The following is a 17994-nucleotide window of genomic DNA, read 5'->3' on the forward strand; positions in this document are numbered from 1 at the left end:
AGCAATGAGTCACTATAACATGGCCGATCACGGGATCGACCATGCAACTTCCTTATCAGCAGGTTATACCCGTCATCTTCAAATCTATGGATTCTGATTTTCCAGCAGCCGTTGCAGCAAAACACCATTGAGCATGGCGCGTTTAGCCAGAGCAAAAGCGCCAATGGCAGATTGGTGGTCAAGCTGCGAGGTGACGACGGGCAGATTTTGGCGGAAGTTTTTCAACACTTGTGTATTGATACACCCTTGGATGGCAGGAAGCAGGATTTTGTCTGCTTCGATGATTTCACCGGCGATCACCACTTTTTGTGGGTTAAATAAGTTGATGGCAATAGAAATGGCTTTACCCAAGTAGCGGCCAACATGCTCAATCACTTCGCTCGCCAGTAAATCACCTTTGTTAGCTGCTTTGCAGATGGCGCTAATGTGGCAATCATCCAATGTCAATTTGCTGGGATAGCCCTGAGCAAGCAGATGGCGTACGCGGTTTTCAATGGCCGCATTAGATGCAACGGTCTCCAGACAACCAAAATTGCCGCAATAGCAGCGCTCGCCCAGTGGGTCAATCTGGATATGGCCGATTTCTCCGACGTTACCATTACTGCCTAAGAATATCTGACTGTTAACGATGATACCGGCACCCGTACCGCGATGCAGACGAACCAAGATGGAGTCTTCACAGTCGCGGGTTGCACCAAAATAGTGCTCGGCCAGCGCTAGGCTGCGAATATCGTGGCCGACAAAACTGGTGACATTGAAGCGGTTTTGTAGGTTTTCGACCAGTGGCCAGTTGCTTACACTGATATGTGGCATATAGCGCACGATGCCTTTACTCGGTTCAACCAAGCCCGGAAGAATAACGGCGATGGCAATCAGCTCACGTAATTTGCGCTGATAGGCTTCGATAAACTGACTGATAACATTAAAGAGAGCGTATTCCAGCGTCTCTTGGGTGCGTTCCGGTAGTGCATAATGCTCTTCACCGAGCGATTTCCCACTCATGTCAAACAGTGTGATGGTGGCGTCATGGCGGCCCAGACGGACAGCGATGGTATGAAATTGGCGATTTTCTGTGACGATGGAAATGGCGCGGCGGCCACCGGTAGAGGCTTGCTGATCGACTTCTTTGATCAGCCCGCGCTCTAACAGTTGACGGGTAATTTTGGTGACACTGGCGGGGGCTAGCTGGCTGAGGTCGGCAATTTGAATGCGCGAAATCGGGCCTTGCTGATCAATCAGCCGATAAACCACGGCACCATTGAGTTGTTTCACAAGATCTACATTACCAATTTGTGACAGTCCGCCAGTGCTCATCAATAAAATTACTCGCTTATTTTAAAACCTCGTCACCGTTAACGATGGTTTTAGTGATTTTATAATCGCGGGTAAATGCGGTTAGGTTGGCGACTTTGCCGACTTCAATACTCCCTAACTGCTTATCCACGCCAATGGCGCGTGCCGCATAAAGTGTTGCCATACGCAATGATTCATCCAGCGCGATGCCGACATGTTCAACACTGTTTTGTACTGCTTCTATCATCGTCAGTGCTGAACCGCTTAAGGTGCCGTTCTCATCTACACATAAACCATCGCGATAGTATATTGTTTTACCAGCAAAAATAAATTGATCAATTTCTGCCCCTGCCGGCGCGGTGGCATCGGTAACAAGTACTAACTTTTCACCTTTCAGTCGTTTAGCATTACGAATATTCGCCCAATCGACATGTAGACCATCAGCAATAACACCCGTGTAGACTTCTGGTGTATCAAAAATAGCCCCAATCAAACCGGGTTCACGACCGGAAATATATGGCATGGCATTATAAAGATGCGTTGAAAAACGGATGCCGGCAGTAAACCCTTTACGAGCTTGCTGATACGTTGCATTCGAATGACCGGCAGAGACCAGAATACCGGCCTCCGTCAGCTGACGAATATATTTTGCATCAACAATTTCTGGTGCCAGCGTCAGTTTGGTAATCACATCAGCATTGGCGCACAGATAGTCAATCATTTCTGCGCTTGGTTTACGGATAAATGCCGGGTTGTGAGTCCCTTTCTTCAGTGGGCTGATATAAGGCCCTTCCAGATGTAAACCCAAGGCTTTATGTTGATTTTCTTTCTTTTGCAGATATGAACGCATGACGTTAACGCCGTGCTTCATAAACTCATCACTGCATGTAATCAGTGTCGGCAGGAAACTGGTGCAACCTGATTTTTCATTGGCGCGTTGCATGATGTCCAATGTCTCTTCTGAGATAGCGTCAAGAGAATCATTGAATTGCACGCCGCCGCAGCCATTAAGCTGAACATCAATAAAACCGGGGGCCAGAATGGCACCACCCAAATCGCGTATCTCAATACCAGCCGGAAGTTCATCGACAGGACAGATACGTTCGATCAATCCATTAGCCACGATAACGGCATGATTATCCAGTACTTCGTGGCTGGTATAAATACGGCCGTGAGTTAAAGCGTACATCTTAGCCCCCTGATAACTATTAAAGATTTTTGACGTTTTCAGCTTCTAATTCGCGGAAATATTTTACCGTTTTGACCTTCAATTCCATAGTGGAAGGTTCATCACACACCATGATGGCTTTGGCATGCAGTTGCAGGCAACTGATGGTCCACATGTGGTTAATGCTACCTTCGACAGCGGCTTGCAAGGCTTGTGCTTTGCCATGACCGGTAACCAGAATCATCACTTCTTCTGCGTCCAGCAATGTCCCCACACCGACTGTAAGTGCATATTTCGGCACGAGGTTTGCATCACCACCAAAGAAGCGAGAGTTAGCCATACGGGTTTCTTGTGTCAGCGTTTTGATGCGCGTACGAGAAGCTAAAGAAGACGCTGGTTCATTAAATGCGATATGACCATCAACGCCCACGCCACCCATGAACAGGTGAATCTTGCCGTAAGACTTAATTTTCTCTTCGTAGCGACGGCATTCTGCATCGATGTCAGGTGCATTGCCATTCAGTAGATTGATATTTTCAGCAGGAATATCAACATGATCGAAGAAATTGGTGTGCATGAACGTGTAGTAACTTTCTGGGTGTTCCTGCGGCAAGCCGACATATTCATCCATGTTGAAGGTAACAACATGCTTGAAGCTAACGTCACCCGCTTTATGCATAGCAACTAAGTGCTTATACGCTTCCATTGGTGTGCCGCCAGTCGGCAGCCCCAATACGAATGGGCGGTCAGCTGTTGGTTTAAAGGCGTTGATACGATTAACGATATGACGTGCTGCCCATTTGCCAACTTCTGTGGTGTTTTTCAGTGGGATAAGTCTCATCTTGCACCTCTTGGATTGCGAATAGTGGCTATACTCTACGCGGTTCGAATCATTCATCTAAGCGTAACTCAGATTTTGACTGATGCGCTGGTACAATGCTTTGTTCATTTTTCGAATGATAAAATAAGTTTTGTGTCATGGCTAGTGCATTGGTGCTTTTTGACTGGTTTTTGGTGACATTTATCACATATTAGGGGGTTTTAATTTGCGTTACGAAATAATTTTTTTACACTCCGCAATGAGTAATACGTGCCGTGAATAAATAAAAGTGTGCCATGCGTTTTTCTAAAAGGTAGTGAGTCAATTAAATAAACTACTTAAAGGGTCCGATATCGGACGAATAGGGGGAAAGGTGAATATTCTTAGTTACTTGCAAAAAGTAGGTCGGGCTTTGATGGTCCCAGTGGCCACACTGCCTGCTGCCGCAATACTGATGGGGGTGGGTTACTGGATAGACCCAGTAAGCTGGGGGGGTGATAATGCACTAGCGGCATTATTTATCAAATCCGGTGCTGCCATCATCGATAACATGTCCGTGCTGTTCGCCATTGGTGTGGCTTACGGTATGTCAAAAGACAAAGACGGTGCTGCTGCACTGACCGGCTTTGTGGGCTTCTTGGTGTTAACCACGTTGTGTTCTCCAGCCGCGGTCTCGATGATTCAAAAGATTCCGGTTGATCAAGTTCCAGCGGCCTTCGGCAAAATCAACAACCAGTTCGTGGGTATCTTGGTCGGTATCATCTCAGCTGAGTTGTACAACCGCTTCAGCGGTGTTGAACTGCCAAAAGCACTTTCTTTCTTCAGTGGTCGTCGTCTGGTTCCGATTCTGACGTCTTTCCTGATGATCGTCGTGGCTTTCATCCTGATGTACGTTTGGCCACTGATTTACAACGCATTAGTGACCTTCGGCGAATACATTAAAGATATGGGTTCTGTTGGCGCTGGCATCTATGCTTTCTTCAACCGTTTGCTGATTCCTGTTGGCCTGCATCACGCCTTGAACTCGGTGTTCTGGTTTGACGTTGCTGGCATCAACGATATCCCTAACTTCTTGGGTGGCCAACAGTCTATCGATAGCGGTAAAGCGATCGTCGGTATTACTGGCCGTTATCAGGCAGGTTTCTTCCCGATTATGATGTTCGGTTTACCTGGTGCCGCGCTGGCGATTTATCACTGTGCACGCCCGGAAAATAAAGCAAAAGTGGCAGGTATCATGTTGGCGGGTGCATTTGCAGCCTTCTTCACCGGTATCACTGAACCACTTGAGTTCTCCTTCATGTTCGTTGCACCGGTGCTGTATTTCATCCACGCCGTGCTGACCGGTATCTCTGTGTTCATTGCAGCCAGTATGCATTGGATTGCGGGCTTTGGTTTCAGTGCAGGTTTGGTGGATATGGTGCTGTCTTCTCGCAACCCGTTGGCTACACATTGGTACATGCTGATTCCACAAGGTCTGGTGTTCTTCGCCATTTACTACGTGGTCTTCCGTTTCACTATCCAAAAATTCAACTTGCTGACACCGGGCCGTGAATTGGCTGTTGAAGGCAGTGAAGAAGATGGTTATGACGTCAACGTTGATAAGAATCCAGAAGTTAACGAAAGTGAAATTAATGGGTTAGCGCGTCGCTACATCGGTGCTATCGGTGGTTCAGATAACCTGACGGGTATTGATGCTTGTATCACTCGTCTGCGTTTGAATGTGAAAGATTCTGCACAGGTTAATGACAGTGTTGCCAAACGCTTAGGTGCTTCTGGTGTTATTCGTCTGAACAAACAAAGTGTGCAAATTATTGTCGGTACCCGTGCAGAACTGATTGCTTCGGCGATGCGCAATGTATTGGCAGGCGGCCCGGTTCCGGCAGCAAGCACGGCTGCACCTGCGGCCAAACCTCAGGCGGTGATTAACACAGCAAAAACAGCCTCTCTGGTCTTAGTTTCTCCCATTACCGGTGATGTTGTGGCTTTGGATCAAGTTCCTGATGAAGCATTCGCCAGCAAAGCGGTGGGTGAGGGTGTTGCTATCCGTCCGACGGATAAAATGGTGGTTTCTCCGGCAAACGGCACTATCGTAAAAATCTTCAATACTAATCATGCTTTCTGTCTGGAAACTGAAACCGGCGCAGAAGTTGTGGTTCATATCGGGATTGATACGGTGAAACTGAACGGTCAGGGCTTCGCTCGTCTGGTTGAAGAGGGGACGACGGTGGTTGCTGGTCAGCCTGTTCTGGAACTGGATCTGGCTTATCTGAACGCTAATGCGCGCTCCATGATTAGCCCGGTTGTTGTCAGTAATATCGATGATTATGCCGGCATCGACGTCTTGGCGGGGGGCACTGTGGTTGCTGGTCAAAGCCCTCTGTTCGAGGTGCGTGGCAAGTAATCTGTTTAAAATTCACGGGAAGTAAGGCACTGATGTCCTGAACAACCGGTCTGAGTTTTAATCGATATAACGGGAAGAGAGCGATCTCTTCCCGTTTTTTTGTTTTATTTACTGTAACAAACGGTTGTTTCCGGGCCGGGCTTGTTGGATTATATGCGGTTATATTTGTTGCGTTTGCATTGAGGAATAGAACAATGAGTGAGGCAGAAGCCCGCCCAAGTAATTTTATCCGTCAGATTATTGACGAAGACTTAGCCAGCGGCAAACACACGTCGGTTCATACCCGCTTCCCGCCAGAGCCGAATGGTTATCTGCATATCGGCCACGCGAAGTCTATTTGCCTGAACTTTGGTATTGCACAAGACTATCAAGGTCAATGTAACCTGCGTTTTGACGACACTAACCCCGTGAAAGAAGACGTGGAGTTTGTCGAGTCAATTAAACACGACGTAGAGTGGCTGGGCTTCACCTGGAGCGGTGATATACGTTACTCCTCAGACTATTTTGATCAACTGTACCAGTACGCGGTAGAGCTTATTAACAAGGGCTTGGCCTATGTGGATGAGTTAAGCGCTGAACAGATGCGCGAATACCGTGGCACATTGACGTCACCGGGTAAAAACAGTCCATACCGTGATCGCAGTGTGGAAGAGAATCTGGCGCTGTTTGAAAAAATGCGTGCGGGTGGTTTTGCTGAAGGCACTGCGTGTCTGCGTGCCAAAATCGACATGGCGTCGCCGTTTATCGTCATGCGTGACCCGGTGTTGTATCGCATTAAATTTGCCGAGCATCATCAGTCTGGTAACAAGTGGTGCATCTACCCGATGTATGACTTTACCCACTGCATTTCCGATGCGATCGAAGGGATCACCCACTCGCTTTGTACTCTGGAGTTTCAGGATAACCGTCGCTTGTATGATTGGGTGCTGGATAATATCTCTATTGAATGTCACCCACGTCAGTATGAGTTTTCACGCCTGAATCTTGAATACACCATCATGTCTAAGCGCAAGCTGAACCAATTGGTGACCGAGAAGGTTGTGGAAGGCTGGGATGACCCGCGTATGCCAACCATTTCAGGCTTACGCCGTCGTGGTTATACTGCGGCTTCCATTCGTGAATTCTGTCGTCGTATTGGTGTAACCAAACAAGATAACAACGTTGAGATGATGTCACTGGAATCTTGTATTCGTGATGATCTGAACGAAAATGCACCACGCGCTATGGCCGTTCTCGACCCAATCAAAGTGGTTATCGAAAACCGTGCGGCTGGGGAAGAGTGGCTGACCATGCCAAATCACCCAAATAATCCGGACATGGGTACCCGTCAAGTCCCATTCGATAGTGAAATTTATATCGATCGTGCTGACTTCCGCGAAGAAGCTAATAAGCAATACAAGCGTTTAGTGCTGGGCAAAGAAGTGCGCCTGCGTAATGCATATGTTCTCAAAGCTGAGCGTGTTGAGAAAGATGCAGAAGGCAATGTCACTACGCTTTATTGCAGCTATGACCCAGAAACCTTGAATAAAGATCCCGCCGATGGACGTAAAGTTAAAGGCGTTATCCATTGGGTTTCTGTTAATCACGCATTGCCTGCGGAAATTCGTTTGTATGACCGTTTGTTTAGCGTACCAAACCCCGCAGCAGCGGATGACTTCCTATCGACCATCAACCCTGAGTCGTTGGTTATCCGCCATGGCTTTGTTGAACCAAGCTTGGCTGATGCCGTGCCAGAAAAAACCTATCAGTTTGAACGTGAAGGCTATTTCTGTGCTGATAGCCGTTATTCGCGTCCAGAGGCTTTGGTGTTTAACCGCACTGTAGGCCTGCGTGATACTTGGGCGCTCAAAGCAGCTAATTAATTTTTAGCTTCCAGAAAAGGCGTGGCTGAAGCTGCGCCTTTTTTATGGAATTAATGAAATAGTTTCTTTTACTAAACACCGATGGTTACCCCTCTTTTTATCCTCTCGTTTCGCTTTACCCCTTGGTCAATCTCGAAAGATTGTTTTCCGTTCTCTCTTGAGAGCACCTGCCTGTAAGTCTTTCTTAAATATTCGCTTTACGAATTAACTGAATAAATATCGCTATTTTTTCCACAAAAAGACATGTTTTATTCAGTTTGCTGAAACCATTCAAGATGTCAATGAGAGACTATTTTCACTTGATGAGTTGCCCTTATGCATTGTTTTTAAAGCTTTTGTGACCTCTGTAATATTTTTTCATAGTTATGTGCTCGTTGTCATACTTTGAATAATTAGCTTCTTTTTTGATTGATAATTCGCGTCGCGAAAAATAGTCTGTACTCCAGCAGCAATCTTCAAAGAGTTTGTTTTCCGAAAGAGCAATTGCTGGTGGGGGCTTTCCTCCCCAGCAAAATTTTACCCACTTAGGGTTTTTTTGAGGCAAAGCTTGCGGGCAGTGGTGAACACAGGCAATGCACTTTAAATGTGATGTCAAAGAGGAATTTTTTTATATGGTTATGCACGGTGCTAAACGTAAAACGTTAGCGCTCGCAGTCGCGGGCGCACTGTTAGGAACTGGCTTTATGGTAGCTCCAGAGGCCAAAGCTGAAGGTTTTATTGATGATTCGTCACTGACCGGCGGTATTTACTATTGGCAGCGTCAACGTGACCGTAAAGACTTAACTCCAGGTAGTGCTGAATACGGTAAGTATGTCGCTAACCTGCATCACTCCACCTTTAACGCCAATCTGGATTTCTCCTCCGGCTATGCCGCAGATATGTTCGGTATCGACTTAGCGGCTTTTGGCGCAGTTGAGATGACCAACAGTGGCCCGGCAGCGCCAAATGAAATTGGCTTCAGTGATGCTAAAACCCGTTGGGATGAAAAATGGACTGGCGATAAGAGTGGCGTCAGTGTTTACAAAGCGGCAGCCAAATTCAAATTGGGTGATTTCTGGGCTCGAGGTGGTTATATCCAACCCACCGGACAGACTTTGTTAGCCCCACATTGGAGCTTCATGCCGGGGACATATCGTGGTGCTGAAGGTGGTGCAAAATTTGATTTCGATACCGCCGGTGCTCTGTCCATGTCTTACATGTGGACTGATGAATATAAAGCACCGTGGTATCAGAATATGTACAACTTCCGTCAGGCCGACGGTAAAACCGGTGTGAGCTACCTGCATTCATTCGGTGCCAAATACGACTTTAAAAATAAGTTGGTATTGGAAGCTGCTTTCGGTCAAGCCAAAGACTATATGGATCAGTACTTTGCTAAGGCATCTTATGCCTTCCCGGTTGCGGGTAATGAGCTGCGTACTTCCTACCAGTTCTACGGTGCAAAAGACAAAGTTGACGGCGGTTTCAAAGATGTTAATGACGTTTATGATGGGCTGGCTTGGTTACAAGCACTGACATTGGGCTACACCACCGGCCCATTTGATTGGCGTTTAGAGGGGACTTGGGCCAAGGCTGATGGCAACCAAGGTTACTTCCTGCAACGTATGACTCCTGGTTACGCGACCTCAAATGGCCGCTTGGATGTTTGGTGGGATTCGCGCTCTGACTTCAACGCCAACGGCGAAAAAGCGTTGTTCGGTGGCGTGATGTATGACCTGAAAAACTGGAATATGGCTGGCTGGTCTGTCGGAACTTCCTATGCATATGGTTGGGATGCGAAACCAAGTACCAACCCAATTTATGACCAGAATGTACGTCTGAAAGAGTCTGCATGGAACTTTGACATTCTTTATACACTGCAAGAAGGCCGGGCGAAGGGCACCTTATTCAAACTGCATTACACCCTGTATGACAACCATACCAATATTCCAAGCTATGGCGGTGGTTTCGGCAATATATTCCAGGATGAAAAAGACGTTAAGTTCATTGTTATTGCACCATTTACTATTTTCTAATTTTTTGAGTGCCATCCCCGGCGATACTGCCGGGGATGTAAAAATCAATACGCAATAGCAATTGAAACTAACAATAATTCTGCCAGCAACAATACTTCAAGTCACAATGCTGGCAGTAATTATTAATTACGGATGAGGTTAGTGATGAACAAATTCAAATTAAATGCGTTAGCGGCAATGACCGCAACCTTTGGCTTGATGGGATACGCCAGCGCGAGCACCATCAATCAACAGATTGTTGACCAGCTCAGTACCTTAAAAGTTAACTATAAAATAGTGGATAACCGCGCGGCTGAGAATGGTGTTGATTGTGCCAAGTTGGGCGCTGATTGGGCATCATGTAACAAAGTAATGATTACTCTGACCAACACCGGGGATGAGATCAAAGGTCAAGAATGGGCCATTTACTTCCACAGCATCCGTCAGATTCTGGCTGTAGATAACGACCAATTCAAGATTACTCATCTGACGGGTGATCTGCATAAAATTGAGCCAACCGCTAAATTTACCCGTTTCCCAGCTAACCAGTCAGTTGAAATCCCGATGATTGGTGAATATTGGCAGTTGTTTGCTACTGACTTTATGCCGCGCTGGTATGCGACTTCTGGCGATGCCAAACCAAAAGTACTGAAAAGTACCGATACTGAGGATATCAGCGAATATCTGACACAGTTTACTGGCGATCAGTGGAAGCGGACCAAAGACGATAATAATGTGTTGATGACGCCAGAGTCTCGTTTCACTAAAAATGAGGCGGTGAAAACATTAGCGGCAGCTGATCTGCGTGGGCAGATTATCCCAACGCCAATGCAAGTGACGGTTCATCAGCAAGATGCCGACCTGAGTAAAGGGGTTAAGCTGGATCTCAGCGTACTGTCAAAACCCGCCGCTCAAGTTGCCCAACAGCGTTTCGAGTTACTCGGTCTGACAGAGAACTCAACCGGCTTTCCAATTAAAACAGCGATCCAACCTACTCACTTTGCAGGTGATTTAGCGGTTTCCGGCGCTTACGAGCTGACGATCGGTGAGAAAGGCGCGCAAGTTATTGGCTTTGATCCCGCAGGCGTCTTCTATGGCTTGCAATCGATCCTTTCATTAGTCCCGACGGATGGCAGCAAGAAGATAGCGACTCTTGATGCGAAAGATGCACCGCGTTTTGAATATCGTGGTGTTTTCCTAGATGTTGGGCGTAATTTTAAAACCAAAGATGCGGTGCTGCGCCTGTTGGATCAGATGGCAGCTTACAAGTTAAACAAATTCCACTTCCACCTGAGTGATGATGAAGGTTGGCGTATTGAGATCCCCGGTCTGCCAGAACTGACGGATGTTGGGAGTAAACGTTGCCACGATTTAACTGAGAACACCTGCTTACTGCCGCAATTAGGTTCAGGCCCGGAGAGCAATAATCTGGGTTCTGGTCACTTTACCCGTGACGATTACATCGAAATTCTGAAATACGCGAAAGCTCGTCAAATTGATGTTATTCCTGAAATTGACATGCCAGCACATGCTCGAGCTGCGGTGGTGTCGATGGAAGCGCGTTACAACAATCTGATGAAGCAGGGCAAAGAGAAAGAGGCCAACGAATTCCGTTTGGTTGACCCGACAGATGACTCTAACACGACTTCAGTGCAGTTCTATGATCGCAAAAGCTATCTGAACCCATGTCTGGATTCATCGAAGCGTTTCGTTGATAAAGTGATTGGCGAAATGGCCCAGATGCACAAAGAAGCTGGCATGGCGCTGACCACTTGGCATTTTGGTGGTGATGAGGCGAAAAATATTCGTCTGGGGGCCGGTTTCCAAGATAAAAATGGCACCATTGAGCCGGGCAAAGGCATTATTGATAAGAGCGTTGAAGATAAACCTTGGGCCAAGTCACAAGTTTGTCAGGATATGGTTAAGCAAGGCAAAGTTCAGGATGTTGAACATCTTTCCAGCCACTTTGCCATTGAAGTCAGTGAATTAGTGAAGGCTCACGGCATCGAAAAAATGCAGGCTTGGCAAGATGGATTGAAAGACGCGAAAGATTCGAAAGCCTTCGCCACTCAACGTGTTGGCGTTAACTTCTGGGATACTCTCTTCTGGGGCGGTGCTGACTCAATCAATGACTGGGCCAATAAAGGCTACGAAGTGGTTGCTTCTAATCCCGATTATGTCTACTTCGACATGCCCTATGAAGTTAACCCCAATGAACGCGGTTACTACTGGGCAACTCGCTTTACCGACGAAGCCAAAGTCTTTAGCTTTGCACCAAATAACATGCCGCAAAATGCTGAAACGTCTGTGGACCGCGATGGTAATTACTTCAGTGCGAAAAGTGATAAACCTTGGCCGGGTGTACACGGAATTTCCGGTCAATCGTGGAATGAAACCGTGCGTACTGATGAACAGATGGAGTACATGATTTTTCCTCGCGTATTACCGTTGGCGGAGCGCGCTTGGCACCGTGCATCTTGGGAACAAGATTATAAAGCAGGCCGCGAGTACAAAGGTGGTGAGACGCAACAGGTGGATACCCAAGCGTTACACACTGATTGGCAACGTTTTGCCAATATTATGGGCCAGCGTGAGTTGGCAAAACTGGATAAAGCCGGTATTGCCTACCGCTTGCCAGTACCCGGCGCACGAGTTGTCTCTGGTGTATTGGAAGCAAATATTTCCTTACCGGGCTTGATTATTGAGTATTCCACCGATGGTGGTCAGCAATGGCAGAAGTATGATGCCAAAGCACAACCTACAGTCAGTGGTGATGTATTTATCCGCTCGACCAGCCCGGATGGTAAACGCAGTAGTCGTGCGGAGCCGGTTAAAATCTGATGGTTTTTTCAAAGTGCTGTGTCTGATGTTATTCCTGTTTGCTTGGTTTTTGAGGTAAACAATATTAAGTGAAGTTGAGTTGATGGTTTTCCCCCGGCATGTCCGGGGCTTTTTTTGCCAGAAATATCGTGATGGGCAGTCGGTTTGGGCGGTGGTAAGGGCGGTTTGATTGTTTGAGGTAGACAGAAATGTTCAAAATTAGATAGGGAAGGAGGGCGAGGTCTCAATAAGAAAGACCACCTGAGTCCCGGCCGAGCTGAACTCGGATGATTGAACGGGAAAGGTGGCCATCTTGCTGATGGGTTTATGTTCACCAGATAATCTCTGGATAAAAATAAACCCTAACATTATTCGGTACTTAAAATTTCAACGCTTAAAGTCTTTATAAAATCAATGCGATAACATAATGCCCAATAGATTTCAAATTGCAGGACGGCGGCAATCAATGGAATCCCGATGAGCTTACATCAGTAAGTGATTCGGGTGAGTGAGAGCAGCCAACACACCTGCAGTGTGAAAGATGATGGACATACTTTATCTTTTATCGTGCGCAGACTCATTTTCGCGGCAATCGCCGGTCTCACAGTGGCCGTACAAATACAGACTGTGATTGGTCAGTTTGATACCATGCTGTTTAGCAATTTCACGTTGAAGCGATTCAATGGATTCATTACTAAACTCGATCACTTTGCCGCAATCAAGGCAAATTAGGTGATCATGATGGTGCTGCTGCGTCAGCTCAAAGACTGATTTACCGCCTTCGAAATTGTGGCGGGTCACAATACCGGCATCGTCAAACTGGTTGAGTACACGGTAAACCGTGGCTAAACCAATTTCTTCACCGATATCGATCAGCTTTTTATAAAGATCTTCCGCGCTGACGTGATGGCACGCCGGATCCTGCAACACTTCCAGAATCTTAAGCCGGGGCAGTGTTACTTTAAGTCCAGCGTTTTTTAAGGCTTTATTGTTGTCAGTCATGCGGATTCAGTCCTGTTACTATCGATTCAAATTAAGGCTGTTCAGCCTATGACATCCGTGGCGCAATAATTACAATTGCGTCTCATTATAGAACTGCTAGCCCCAAATGAAAACCGTGGTTGTTAACAAAGATATAATTGCACACTTTGTCAGATTAATCATGCAATGTATTGATGAATGGGATTGTTGCATGCTTCAAGTATAAAGCGGCTACGCCGAACGTTACACATTTGTAGCGGTTTATTTTCATTTTGCACAGATGATAATGCTGATCTGTGGGCTGCTTAACAAAGCGCATTCTGACCACAAATAAAACCATGTGAAATTTGTGACTATAAGCCGAGCTTAATGAGATTAAGAGTCTGTGAGGGGCAAAAAAAAGAGCGCCAAAAGGGATTGAAATTTATGGAAACGCTTAGCGGAGTACATCATCCACCAAGCGTTTCCTATCTGACAAATTTAGCCAGTGATCTCGGCCAGATTCAGCTCTTCACTGATCTGTTTAACCCAAGCTTCAACACGTTCATTGGTCAATTCTGGCTGGCGGTCTTCATCGATAGCTAATCCAATGAAATGATCATCATCAGCCAGACCTTTAGATGCTTCGAAGTGGTAACCCGCAGTTGGCCAGTGACCGACGATTGCGGCACCGCGTGGTTCGATGATGTCGCGCACGGTCCCCATCGCATCACAGAAATATTCTGCGTAGTCTTCCTGATCACCACAACCGAACAAAGCAACCAATTTGCCATTGAAATCGATCTCTTCCAGTGTTGGGAAAAAATCATCCCAGTCACACTGTGCTTCGCCGTAGTACCAGGTAGGGATACCAAGCAGCAGGATATCGAAACCTTCTAAATCTTCTTTACTACTTTTGGCAATGTCGTGAACCTCAGCAACCTCTTTGCCCAGTTGCTTTTGGATCATCTTGGCAATGTTTTCGGTATTGCCAGTATCGCTGCCAAAGAAAATGCCTACAGTTGCCATATAACTTAATACCTTTTAAATTCAAATAGTTATGCCAATTACTGAGCACGCTGCCCAACAATATAACACATTTCATAGGGCGACATCATGCCAGAAAACGCCGTCAGGCTCATATCAAGTTCATGCGATATTAAATTTTTGTGAGCCGCTCAATCTTATAACGCTATTGCCGATAACCTTTGTGTAACTGAATGGTTGCAATTTGCGGTGCCAGGGGGAAAACCGCCAGATGAAAGTTTGTCGGGAAAGGAGTTGTCGTTAGCTGTATGGAACGTCCTTTATTGCTTTTAGGTCATCAAATAACACCAGAGTCTCTATCGGTAACTATCCGATATATAAGGGGAACGAACATGCAGTTTTTAAAAAATATCACCATCAGAGTTGCATTACTTTGGGTGCTTGGCGCCTTTTGTCTGCTTTGGGGCGGCGTATCCACTTATACGTTGCTGTCACTGAACCAACTCACCCAATCCTCTAACGCCAATAGCGTGCTGGTTGAAAACATGAATTTGGTCAATCAGGGGACAGATCAATACTTCCGAATGGTAACTCGTCTCGCCCGTGCAGTGGATTATCGCCAAAGCGGTAACATTGCAGACGCAGATAAAGAGCTAAAATCATCCAATGTCGCGCTGGAGAATCTGAAGAAAAAACTCGCAGAGTTTAAGGCTATCGATCATGCACAGATTGATCCTGCTTTAGTTACTGGAGTGATTGATGGGTGGAGTGGATTAATTGAACAGGGTGTAATGCCGCTTTATCAGGCGGCAATGGATAACAATAGTGCCACCTATCAAGATTTAGCGAAAAAAACAGTACCCGCATTGAGTCGCCAGTATGGCTCCGTGGCTGAAGCCTTTAATCAGGCTGCCTCGAAAGCTATTGGTGTGGCCAAAGATCAATTCTCTCAGTTAACCAAAGTGAGCAGCATTACATTGATCTCTGCTTTAGTTGCGGGTCTGGTGATTTTGCTGGCAACCGATCGTTATCTGGTTGCCAATTTGGTACGTCCATTGGACGATATTCGCGCACATTTCCGGGTTATTGCTTCAGGGCAACTTGGGCAACCTATCGTCGATTTTGGTCGTAACTGCGTTGGACAACTGTTCCCACTATTACGGGACGTACAAACCAGTCTGGTAAACACGGTACAAGCGATTCGCAGTAGTACTGATGGGATTTATCATGGTGCTGCCGAAATTTCTGCCGGTAATACTGACTTATCTTCTCGTACCGAACAGCAGGCAGCTGCTCTTGAAGAAACGGCAGCCAGCATGGAGCAGCTAACCGCAACGGTGAAACATAATGCGGATAATGCGCATCATGCCAGCCAACTGGCGGCTAATGCTTCTGCAACAGCGAAAAAGGGAGGGGCGCTGGTTGCCGATGTGGTGAACACCATGAACGAGATTTCAGCCAGTTCGCGGAAAATAGCTGACATTACGACGGTGATTAACAGCATTGCTTTCCAGACCAATATTTTGGCACTGAATGCGGCAGTTGAGGCAGCCCGTGCAGGCGAGCAAGGTCGCGGTTTTGCCGTGGTTGCCAGTGAGGTTCGTAATTTGGCTCAACGCAGTGCTCAGGCTGCGAAGGAGATTGATGGTTTAATTAATGAGTCCGTCGGTCGGGTCAGCAGCGGTTCTACTTTGGTGGAAAGTGCCGGTGTCACGATGGATGAGATTGTTCGTTCTATCACTAATGTGACAGATTTAATGGGCGAGATTGCCTCTGCTTCTGATGAACAAAGTAAAGGTATTAGTCAGGTTGGGCAGGCGGTGGCTGAAATGGACAGCGTGACTCAGCAAAATGCAGCGCTGGTGCAAGAAGCGTCCCGTGCAGCGACATCACTTGAGGAGCAAGCGACACAATTAAATCGGGCTGTCGCGGTGTTTAAACTGCGGTCAGATGATGAGCAAGCAAAACCGGCGGTGAAATCTCGGGTAAAAGTACTCGCTGCTACACCTGTTGTTAGCAAGGTAGACAGCAACGCCAATTGGGAAACATTCTAAGTCGATAGGATATTAAGGGATAACGGCGTGGCGTAATAACTTACGCCACGCCGTCGTGGTCACCGAAAAGGTTAAAACCCCTCTTGCGAGTGCTCTAATTGAGCAAGCAACATCTGTTCAATCAGTTCACTGCGGCTGATGTTACGTTGCTCTGCAAGGCTATTGAGAGCATCGACGGCATCGGCATTAATCTTCAGTTCCACGCGTCGTAAGCCACGTACTTTATCGCGCCGTAGTTGATTTCGCTTATTAATTCTAAGCTGCTCATCACGGGATAATGGGTTTGTTTTCGGGCGCCCCGGACGGCGTTCATCTGCGAACAGATCCAGCGTCGTGCGATCCGTTTGTTCTTTTGCCATAGGTAGCGGTACTACAAGGGATTGACATCAAAAAGCTTGATGATTCGGTTTACACGTTTCAGGTTGAGAACATAGATAGAGAGCATTGAGTTACCTATAGACCAGCAGCCTGAATTTGTATTTGCCACTAAACGCCGCAGCAAATTTATAGCGCGCCATAATACCTCAGCCAACCGAGCAACGACAATGCTTTACTGTGATTAGATTGGGCTAATTCATTCTTTTTTGCACAATTTTTCCACAGGTAATACATTTCTTTTCCCCAGGAGATGTTTTTTTAAACAATCCCAGTGGCGGCCTCTTTAATCGTTATCAATAAAGCGGTGAATCGCGCGCAATACTGAATCTGGTTTTTCCGCATGAACCCAATGACCGGTCCCCGCTACTACATGAGCACGCGCTTGCGGGAACTGACGTGCTATTTCATCACGGTAGCCGTCTTGAATATAGGGTGATAATTCACCACGAATAAACAAAATAGGGTGTGGCCAAGGGGGGATGGGTTGCCAGCCAACAATATTTTCATATTGATTCCACAATGCTGGTACATCAAAACGCCACTCACCATTGTGAAATGATTTTAATAAGAACTGAATAACTCCTTCATCCCTTATTAACTCGCGCATTAATTGGGCGGCCTGCTGACGCTGGGTGATGCCCGCGACACTGACAGCATTAATTGCAGCAAAAATTTGATCATGGCGGCGTACTTGATAATTCACTGGCGCGATATCAATGGCGACCAGCTTTTCAATGCGGTTTGGTGCTATGGCTGTCATCGCCATCGCCACTTTTCCGCCCATCGAATGACCGATAATGATCGCTTTTTCTATGGCGAGCTGATCCATTAATTCCAGTACATCTTGCGCCATATCCGGGTAACTTACCTGTGGCGAACGTGGGGATAAACCGTGGTCGCGCAAATCCACTTGAATAACGTTATGGTCTTGATGCAAATCACGCGCTAATACACCAAGATTATCAAGATTACCAAATAACCCATGAATCAGAATAATGGGTAGAGATGGGGTGGGAGAAAGTGCGTTTTGTATGCGGAAGTTTAATTTCATGGCGAAGTTCATACTGAGAGATATTCTGGTTAGGGTATCATGACTGAGCAACGGTGTGCTGCTCCATCATTATTTGCCTTGTCAGGTATATGTAGATTATTGCGTCATTACTGCTGCAATGGGGGATTTATCCTAATAAGGCCATGATAAAGGTACTCGTCAGCGCGCTTTGACTTTATAATCCTAAGATATGCATAAGAAAGTAG

General features: G+C 46.6%; 12 protein-coding genes. 5 read left to right on the forward strand and 7 right to left on the reverse strand.

The window, feature by feature from the left end; all coding sequences use genetic code 11:
• Nucleotides 1-84: 84 nt before the first annotated feature.
• The 3 genes from nagC to nagB are packed head-to-tail and all read right to left on the reverse strand — an operon-like array spanning nucleotide 85 to nucleotide 3302.
• Nucleotides 85-1314: a DNA-binding transcriptional regulator NagC gene (gene nagC / locus HUZ92_RS11515; RefSeq protein ID WP_050098924.1), complete on the reverse strand. Its 1230-nt coding sequence runs from the start codon at nucleotides 1312-1314 to the stop codon at nucleotides 85-87.
• Nucleotides 1315-1330: 16 nt separating this feature from the next.
• Nucleotides 1331-2482, reverse strand: coding sequence for an N-acetylglucosamine-6-phosphate deacetylase (gene nagA, locus HUZ92_RS11520; RefSeq protein ID WP_050098922.1), 1152 nt, complete (start codon nucleotides 2480-2482; stop codon nucleotides 1331-1333).
• Nucleotides 2483-2501: 19 nt separating this feature from the next.
• On the reverse strand, nucleotides 2502-3302 hold the full coding sequence (gene nagB, locus HUZ92_RS11525) for a glucosamine-6-phosphate deaminase (protein WP_050098921.1): 801 nt from the start codon (nucleotides 3300-3302) through the stop codon (nucleotides 2502-2504).
• 352 nt (nucleotides 3303-3654) lie between these two features.
• Here nagB and nagE point away from each other — a divergent pair, with 352 nt between their 5' ends.
• From nagE to HUZ92_RS11545, 4 genes are all read left to right on the forward strand, one after another.
• A complete protein-coding gene (gene nagE / locus HUZ92_RS11530; protein ID WP_050139829.1) occupies nucleotides 3655-5682 on the forward strand; it encodes an N-acetylglucosamine-specific PTS transporter subunit IIBC in 2028 nt (675 codons plus the stop codon).
• A gap of 194 nt (nucleotides 5683-5876) precedes the next feature.
• Nucleotides 5877-7544, forward strand: coding sequence for a glutamine--tRNA ligase (glnS, locus tag HUZ92_RS11535; RefSeq protein WP_050098917.1), 1668 nt, complete (start codon nucleotides 5877-5879; stop codon nucleotides 7542-7544).
• 611 nt (nucleotides 7545-8155) lie between these two features.
• Nucleotides 8156-9559 (forward strand): chitoporin ChiP, encoded by a 1404-nt coding sequence (gene chiP, locus HUZ92_RS11540; protein ID WP_050099235.1) that lies wholly within the window; start codon nucleotides 8156-8158, stop codon nucleotides 9557-9559.
• 144 nt (nucleotides 9560-9703) lie between these two features.
• A complete protein-coding gene (locus tag HUZ92_RS11545) occupies nucleotides 9704-12379 on the forward strand; it encodes a beta-N-acetylhexosaminidase (RefSeq protein ID WP_145579603.1) in 2676 nt (891 codons plus the stop codon).
• A 534-nt stretch (nucleotides 12380-12913) separates the two neighbouring features.
• On the opposite strand, the gene fur is transcribed toward HUZ92_RS11545, so the two are convergent.
• Nucleotides 12914-13360 carry a ferric iron uptake transcriptional regulator gene (gene fur, locus HUZ92_RS11550; RefSeq protein WP_050098914.1) on the reverse strand — a complete coding sequence of 149 codons (447 nt, stop codon included), beginning with the start codon at nucleotides 13358-13360 and terminating at the stop codon, nucleotides 12914-12916.
• Nucleotides 13361-13819: 459 nt separating this feature from the next.
• Nucleotides 13820-14347 carry a flavodoxin FldA gene (fldA, locus tag HUZ92_RS11555; RefSeq protein ID WP_050098913.1) on the reverse strand — a complete coding sequence of 176 codons (528 nt, stop codon included), beginning with the start codon at nucleotides 14345-14347 and terminating at the stop codon, nucleotides 13820-13822.
• Between the two features lie 350 nt (nucleotides 14348-14697).
• Here fldA and HUZ92_RS11560 point away from each other — a divergent pair, with 350 nt between their 5' ends.
• Nucleotides 14698-16359, forward strand: coding sequence for a methyl-accepting chemotaxis protein (locus HUZ92_RS11560; protein ID WP_145579604.1), 1662 nt, complete (start codon nucleotides 14698-14700; stop codon nucleotides 16357-16359).
• Between the two features lie 71 nt (nucleotides 16360-16430).
• Here the strand turns inward: HUZ92_RS11560 and ybfE are convergent, their stop codons facing one another.
• Entirely contained in the window at nucleotides 16431-16718 is a 288-nt protein-coding gene (gene ybfE, locus HUZ92_RS11565) for a LexA regulated protein (RefSeq protein WP_004715753.1), read from the reverse strand.
• 302 nt (nucleotides 16719-17020) lie between these two features.
• The gene (ybfF, locus tag HUZ92_RS11570) at nucleotides 17021-17788 is read right to left on the reverse strand and encodes an esterase (RefSeq protein WP_050098908.1); all 768 of its coding nucleotides are present in this window, start codon (nucleotides 17786-17788) and stop codon (nucleotides 17021-17023) included.
• Between the last annotated feature and the right edge of the window lie 206 nt (nucleotides 17789-17994).

This window comes from Yersinia vastinensis, from assembly GCF_902726565.1.
Taxonomy (GTDB): domain Bacteria; phylum Pseudomonadota; class Gammaproteobacteria; order Enterobacterales; family Enterobacteriaceae; genus Yersinia; species Yersinia vastinensis.

What these genes read in the sequence shown, in the direction of transcription:
- nagC (WP_050098924.1), bottom strand. Translation starts at nt 1,314, where the DNA reads ATGAGCACTGGCGGACTGTCACAAATTGGTAATGTAGATCTTGTGAAA.
- fur (WP_050098914.1), bottom strand. Translation starts at nt 13,360, where the DNA reads ATGACTGACAACAATAAAGCCTTAAAAAACGCTGGACTTAAAGTAACA.
- nagB (WP_050098921.1), bottom strand. Translation starts at nt 3,302, where the DNA reads ATGAGACTTATCCCACTGAAAAACACCACAGAAGTTGGCAAATGGGCA.
- fldA (WP_050098913.1), bottom strand. Translation starts at nt 14,347, where the DNA reads ATGGCAACTGTAGGCATTTTCTTTGGCAGCGATACTGGCAATACCGAA.
- nagA (WP_050098922.1), bottom strand. Translation starts at nt 2,482, where the DNA reads ATGTACGCTTTAACTCACGGCCGTATTTATACCAGCCACGAAGTACTG.
- chiP (WP_050099235.1), top strand. Translation starts at nt 8,156, where the DNA reads ATGGTTATGCACGGTGCTAAACGTAAAACGTTAGCGCTCGCAGTCGCG.
- glnS (WP_050098917.1), top strand. Translation starts at nt 5,877, where the DNA reads ATGAGTGAGGCAGAAGCCCGCCCAAGTAATTTTATCCGTCAGATTATT.
- ybfF (WP_050098908.1), bottom strand. Translation starts at nt 17,788, where the DNA reads ATGAAATTAAACTTCCGCATACAAAACGCACTTTCTCCCACCCCATCT.
- ybfE (WP_004715753.1), bottom strand. Translation starts at nt 16,718, where the DNA reads ATGGCAAAAGAACAAACGGATCGCACGACGCTGGATCTGTTCGCAGAT.
- HUZ92_RS11560 (WP_145579604.1), top strand. Translation starts at nt 14,698, where the DNA reads ATGCAGTTTTTAAAAAATATCACCATCAGAGTTGCATTACTTTGGGTG.
- HUZ92_RS11545 (WP_145579603.1), top strand. Translation starts at nt 9,704, where the DNA reads ATGAACAAATTCAAATTAAATGCGTTAGCGGCAATGACCGCAACCTTT.